The 6,336-nt window shown below is 69.1% G+C and carries 6 protein-coding genes; 1 reads left to right on the top strand and 5 read right to left on the bottom strand.

Annotated elements, in window-relative coordinates; genetic code table 11:
* On the top strand, positions 1 to 293 hold a 293-nt coding region (locus K2X24_RS04395; protein WP_292495034.1), incomplete at its 5' end, for a hypothetical protein.
* A 155-nt stretch (positions 294 to 448) separates the two neighbouring features.
* Here the strand turns inward: K2X24_RS04395 and K2X24_RS04390 are convergent.
* The 5 genes from K2X24_RS04390 to K2X24_RS04370 form a co-directional block, all read right to left on the bottom strand.
* Complete coding sequence (locus tag K2X24_RS04390) at positions 449 to 1,777, bottom strand: alpha-amylase family protein (RefSeq protein ID WP_292495032.1); 1,329 nt, start codon at positions 1,775 to 1,777, stop codon at positions 449 to 451.
* 377 nt (positions 1,778 to 2,154) lie between these two features.
* Positions 2,155 to 2,907 carry a TerC family protein gene (locus tag K2X24_RS04385; protein ID WP_292495030.1) on the bottom strand — a complete coding sequence of 251 codons (753 nt, stop codon included), beginning with the start codon at positions 2,905 to 2,907 and terminating at the stop codon, positions 2,155 to 2,157.
* 166 nt (positions 2,908 to 3,073) lie between these two features.
* Positions 3,074 to 4,045, bottom strand: a complete 972-nt coding sequence (locus tag K2X24_RS04380) for a tripartite tricarboxylate transporter substrate-binding protein (RefSeq protein ID WP_292495028.1) — start codon at positions 4,043 to 4,045, stop codon at positions 3,074 to 3,076.
* Positions 4,046 to 4,112: 67 nt separating this feature from the next.
* The gene (locus K2X24_RS04375; RefSeq protein ID WP_292495026.1) at positions 4,113 to 5,618 is read right to left on the bottom strand and encodes a tripartite tricarboxylate transporter permease; all 1,506 of its coding nucleotides are present in this window, start codon (positions 5,616 to 5,618) and stop codon (positions 4,113 to 4,115) included.
* A gap of 16 nt (positions 5,619 to 5,634) precedes the next feature.
* Positions 5,635 to 6,300 carry a tripartite tricarboxylate transporter TctB family protein gene (locus tag K2X24_RS04370; RefSeq protein ID WP_292495024.1) on the bottom strand — a complete coding sequence of 222 codons (666 nt, stop codon included), beginning with the start codon at positions 6,298 to 6,300 and terminating at the stop codon, positions 5,635 to 5,637.
* Positions 6,301 to 6,336 lie beyond the last annotated feature (36 nt).

Raw genomic sequence — 6,336 nt, 5'->3', positions numbered from 1 at the left:
ATCCCCCCCTCTCCGCCAATCATCACAGTCATATTCGCGACTTAAGCGCGATCGTTTCGCAGCTGATGTCTCCGCTATGGGCCTCGATCGCTGCCTGTAAACGTGGCGCGATGCCGACAGCACGCCCCTGTTTGGCGCGTAAAGAGCCGACAGAGACGGAGCGCGGTCGTTCGTATCGCGCAAGGCTATCCTCGGGCAGGATCGCCTCGTCGGAGCGCTTGCCGAATCTTTTCTTCGCCGACCTGGAGAGAATCGCCGAGAGGCCGACTTCGATCGGTCGGATCGGCACTTGAGCCTTCCGACCCACCGCCGTGCGAAGATTGCACGGTCTTCGACCGGCTGTGCGATATCGCACCGATCAAGCCAAACCCGCATCGCAGGCGCGTCGGGAGGCGCCGACCGGCAGATCGCTCGACGGATGGCTGCTTTGGCATGTCGGACCGCGAAATCAGACCGTCAGGACGGCCCAGCCGTGAGGCCGGAGGCTTACCCGCGCGTCCGGCGTTCCGGCCGCCGCCAGCGATGCATCCCCGGCCGCGACGGTGCGCGCGTCGGGCGCGGGCAGGAGGATGCCCGTGTCGGCGAGGTTCAGGGCGAGGAGAAGGTGCTGGCTTCTGTCACCCACCGCGAGGACGAGCTGTTCGTTCGTCAGGTGCAGCGTCCGCGTGCGGGCGCGGTGCAGGCAGGCAAGGCCGCGGCGCAGGGCGATCAGTGCCTGGTACAGGCGGTAGATCGGCCAGCCATAGGGGGCGAGCCCGGCGGGCGTGTCCGGGAAGGCCGGGCGGATCGCATCGTCCCCGCCGATACGATCCTCCTTCACGCCGCGGAAAGCCTGCTCGTCGCCCGCATAGATCGAGGGCGTGCCGCCGCAGACCAGCAGGATCGCGAGGGCGTGGGGGAGGTGGCGTTCGTCCGCGAGGCGGCTCGCGATCCGGGTGACGTCGTGGTTGCCCACGAAGGTCAGCGGCACGAAGGCGTCGAGAAAGCCGTTGTGACGGTCGAGCGCATGGGCCAGTTCGAACAGGTTGCGGTCGTTGAGTGCGCTCCAGATCGCCTTCCAGAGTTCATACTGCGTCACCGCATCCATGCCGGTGTCGCGCACGATGGCGGCGTAATCGCCGTGGATGACCTCGCCCACGACGTAGGCGTCCGGATGGACCGACCGCACGCGTGCCAGGACGTCGGACCAGAAGCGCCGGGGCACGGCATAGGCCGCATCGAGGCGCCAGCCATCCACCCCCAGGGCGAGCCAGTGCGTCATGACCGAGACGACGTAGTCGGCCACGGCGGGCGCGTCGTGGTTGAGCGTCACCAGCTGCCGGTGTCCTTCGAAGCAGGCGTAGTCCGGCTCCGTGCCCGGATCGGTGCCGCGGGGCCAGGACAGCCTGAACCACCCGGCTCGCGGCGCCTGCGGTCCCAGCGCCAGGACCTCGACGAAGGCCGGATGGTCGCGGCCGACATGGTTGAAGACGCCGTCGAGGAGCACGCGCAGGCCTCGCGCATGGGCGGCCTCGATCAACGCGACGAGGTCCGCCGTGTCGCCGAGGCGGGAATCGATCCGGAAGGGGTCGATCGTGTCGTAGCCGTGCGTCGCGGCGGCGAAGACCGGTCCGAGGGCCAGCCCGGTGGCACCGAGTTCGACGGCATAGTCGAGCCAGGCCTGGATGTGACCCAGGCGATGCACGACGGGCGCTTCCCCGATGGCCTCGGGCTCGGCTCCGACGAAGCCGAGCGGGAAGACCTGCCACCAGATCGTGTGTTCGATCCAATTCGGCATGGCAGCGTCCTGTCTTCGGAGTCGCGGGGTATGCCCGGACCGGCAGGAAACGCCTGCCACGCATTGGCCAAAACCGAAAGACCGCGCGACTATGCGGTGGGCGCTGCGCGCGCCGAATCGGGTCGACGGCCGGTGGCATATCGCGTTGAGCGCGCTTGCCTTGCGAGACAGCCCTTCAGGACAGCTCTGCGTCTCCTCGCCATCGCCAGTGCGGCTCACATCGCACGTTTCACCCCGGTTCCCGACTGCACGCCTCTGAAAGGCACCGCGCCCGCCCGACGATGTTCGGGAAGCGGCCTCGGTCTTTCAGCGCGCTGCGCCCCCCTCCCGAGGGGGGCGCTTGGCGTCCTGACCGACGACGTTCCGGCCAGGACGGATCAACCGCCGAGCACGTCCGCCTCGGCACGGCCCACCGCCGCCGCCTGCTCGTGCGCGATCGCCCGGTCGGACCGGCGCCTCAGGAGCAGGCCGATGCCCACCACGAGGGCCGCACCGAGGGCGCCGATCGCGTGCGGCAGGACGCCCTGCAGGGTCGCCGGCAGCCCGTCGGCCAGGACCTGCTGGACCATCCGGTCCGTGGCGATCATCTCGCCCGCCACCCAGCCCAGCAATCCGCCGCCGAACCAGATCAGGATCGGGAACCGATCGATCAACCGGGTGATCAGGCTGGCGCCGACCACGAGGAGCGGCACCGACAGGGCGAGACCGATGATGAAGAGTTCGTCGTGCCCCTTGGCGGCACCCGCCACCGCCACGACGTTGTCGAAACTCATGACGGCATCCGCCACCACGATGGTCCAGATCGCCTTCGGAAGGCTCGAATTCGCCCGGATGTCGCTCTCGTCCTCCGCCTCGCCGCGCACGAGCTTGACCGCGATGTGCAGCAGGATGAGCCCGCCCACGACCTTCAGGAGCGGAATCGCCAGCAATTGCGAGATGATGACCGCGAAGGCGATTCGCAGCAGGGCCGCCGCGAAGGCGCCGGCGAAGACGCCGATCCGCCGCTGCCGCTCGGGCAAGCCCCGGCAGGCCATGGCGATGACCACCGCATTGTCGCCCGACAGAATGATGTCGATCCAGACGATCTGCAGGAGCGATAGCAGGAAGCTCGACGTCAGGTAGGATTCCACGGTGTCAGCGCCTCTGGTGTTCCGGCTGGGGCGAAGCGATGAAGCGCCTCTCGGGTGCTTGCCGACCCGGATATCCCTCCGCGGAAGGACGGCCCGTGGATCGACGGGGCCGGCCCGCTCCCTTCGGGACGGGCCGGCACCGGACCGGTGTTACGTCCGGATGAGGTTACGGATTGGTTTCGACGGCGGAGCGAAGCACCGGGGTCCAGCGCGCGACTTCGCGCTCCACCAGCGCCTGCAGGGCAACCGGGCCGGCTTCGGCCTCCTTCGGCACCGTGCCGCCGAGTTCGAGGATGCGTTTCGTCGTGGCGGGGTCCTTGAGTGCCGTATCGAGGGCCGCGACGAGCTTCGCGCGGACATCCGCCGGCAGGCCCTTTGGCGCGAACACGGCGTTCCAGGCGCTGACCTCGTAGCCGGGCAGCCCGGCCTCCTTCGTCGTCGGCACGTCGGGCAGGCTCGGGGAACGCTCGGCCGTCGCGATGGCGTAGGCCTTGATCGTGCCGCCGGCGATCTGCGGTGCGACGTTGACGATCTGGTCCGTCATGAAGTCGACCTGATCCGCCATCAGGTCGTTCAGCGCAGGCCCGGTGCCGCGATAGACGACGAGCGTGGGTTTGGCGCCGGTCAGCGAGTTGAACAGCACGCCCGTCGAGTGCGAGACGGATCCGACGCCCGCATGGGCCTGGTTGATCGCCGGTCCGCGCGCCTTCAGCACCTCGATGAAGCCTTTCAGGTCCTGCGCCGGAAAGCCCTTCTTGGCGACGATGACGATGGGGGTGCCGGCCGCGAGGCCGACCGGATCGAAGCTCTTGGCGGGATCGTACTTCAGCCCCTTGAACAGGGCCGGCGCCGCGCCGTGCGTGCCCATGTGGCCCATCATGATGGTGTAGCCGTCGGGCGTGGCCTGGGACGCGCGGGTGATGCCGGTGGTGCCGCCGGCGCCGGTGACGTTCTCGATGACGACCTGCTGGCCCAGCGCCCGCGACATCGGCTCGGCGACGATCCGCGCGACCACGTCGGTCGGCCCACCGGCCGCGAAGGGCACCACCATGGTGATCGGCCGCTGGGGGTAGGTGTCGGCCGCGGCGCCGACGGCGGCGAGCGCCGACAGAAGTCCGATGGCGAGAGCCCGTCTCATGTTTCGCATCCTTCTGGTATCGAGATTGTCGTATCCGCCGCCGGAGAAGGTCCGTGCGCCTGCGCCGCTAGGCTTCCGTGAACACTGCGTCGCGGCCGCGCCGCAGCGACGGCAGCAGCGCCGCCGCCAGGATGGTGAAGGCGACGAGGAACAGCACCGCGCTGACCGGGCGTTCGAGGAACACCAGGGCGTCGCCGCGCGACAGCGTGAGGGCGCGTCGCAGGTACTCTTCCATGAGCTTGCCGAGCACGAAGCCCAGCAGCATCGGCGCGGGCTCGAAGCCGAACTTGATCAGTCCGTATCCGAACACCCCGAAGGCCGCGATCAGCATCACGTCGGTCGGCAGCGAATTGATGGAGTAGATGCCGATCGAACAGAACATCAGGATCGCCGGGAACATCAGCCGATAGGGCACCTTCAGCAGGCGCACCCAGATGCCGACGAGCGGCAGATTGATGACCAGCAGCATCAGGTTGCCGATCCACATCGACGCGATCATGCCCCAGAACAGGTTGGGGTTCTTGGTCATCACGCCGGGGCCCGGAACGATGCCGTGGATCGTCATGGCGCCGACCATCAGCGCCATCACGGCGTTCGGCGGAATGCCGAGGGTGAGGAGCGGGATGAAGGCCGTCTGCGCGCCGGCGTTGTTGGCGCTCTCCGGACCCGCGACCCCCTCGATGGCGCCGCGGCCGAAGCGGCTCGGATCGCGCGCGAGGCGCTTCTCCACCGTGTAGGCGGCAAACGGACCGAGCACGGCGCCGTTGCCCGGCAGGATGCCGAGGATCGCCCCGATGGCGGTGCCGCGCAGCGTCGCCGGCGCCGCCTGCCGGAGATCCGCCAGGCTCGGCAGCAGGCGGCCGATCCGCGCCCGGGCGATCTCGCGGGTCTCGGTCTGATCGAGGTTGCGCAGGATCTCGGCGACCCCGAACAGACCCATCGCCAGGACCGAGAAGTCGATACCGTCAGTGAGGAAGGCGAGGCCGAAGGTCATCCGCTCCTGGCCGGTCTCGAGGTCGGTGCCCACGGCCGCGAGCAGGATGCCGACAAGGATCATCGCCACGGCCTTGAGCACGGACCCGTGTGCGAGGACCACCGCGAAGGCCAGACCCATCACCATCAGGGCGAAGTACTCCGCCGGTCCGAAGATCAGCGCGAGGCGCGTCAGCGGGGCGCCGAGGGCCGCGATCAGCAGGGTGGCGACTGTGCCGGCGAAGAACGAGCCGATCGCCGCGATGCCGAGGGCAACTCCGGCCCGGCCTTGGCGGGCCATCTGGTGCCCGTCGAGAGTGGTGACGACCGAGGTCGCTTCCCCCGGGATGTTGACCAGGATGGCGGTGGTGGAGCCGCCATACTGCGCCCCGTAGTAGATCCCCGCGAGCATGATGAGGGCGCCGACGGGATCGAGCCCGAAGGTGATCGGCAGCAGCATGGCGATGGTGGCGATCGGCCCGACGCCGGGCAGGACGCCGATCAGGGTGCCGACGAGGCAGCCGAGGAAGCAGAGCGTCACGTTCTGCAGGCTCAGCGCGACGGCGAAGCCGAGGCCGAGATTGGCGAGGAGATCCGTCACGTGTCCACGCTCCCGATCAGGTCGTCATCGCGTGCCGGGAGACGTCGGTCCGGCTCCGGCGGGTCGAGCGTCGCTGCAGGGCAAGCAGCGCCAGCCCCGCCAGCGCGAGGCCGCCGGCCCCGAGCCGCAGCAACGTCCGTGAGGGAACTCGGCCGCTCGCCGCCTCGATGAGCGCGGTGGGGAAGATCGGGATCGGCAGGTTCAGGATGTCCCCGAACAGCAGCATGCAGCCCGCCGTGAGGAGCAGGGCCAGGATCAGGAGTTCGCGCAGGCGCGCTTCCGGCGTGGCATAGCCGCCGATGACCACCGCGAGCGGCCCCGCGACGACGAGGCCGAGCCCCGGAGTGGCGAAGGAGCCGATCGCGAAGGGGCGGATCGTGAGCGCGAAGGCGAGGATCGCCAGAACGACGGTGAGGGGGCCGCGCAGGCCGAAGGCTTGGAGACCCGCACCGTCGCGCAGGAGCCCCGCGCCGACGAGGACGCTTCCGCAAATGACGACGCCGATCGCCACCCAGTGCGGCAGCATCCCGGGTCCCATGGATCCAAGGGTGCCGCGCGGCAGATCGCTCGCGGCCCAGATGCCGAATATCCCGAGCAGGATCAGCACGATGCCTGCGACGAAGCTCTGTGGCGCACGGACCACGGCCCTCGTCCGCCGCGCACCGACGGATGCGTCGCTCATCGTTTCTCCCCTACGAGCCCCGCCTTCGTTTCTCGG

The sequence above is a fragment of the Methylobacterium sp. genome (assembly GCF_019750675.1).
In the GTDB taxonomy this organism is placed as follows: domain Bacteria; phylum Pseudomonadota; class Alphaproteobacteria; order Rhizobiales; family Beijerinckiaceae; genus Methylobacterium.
This window is presented reverse-complemented; position numbering and strand designations above follow the sequence as displayed.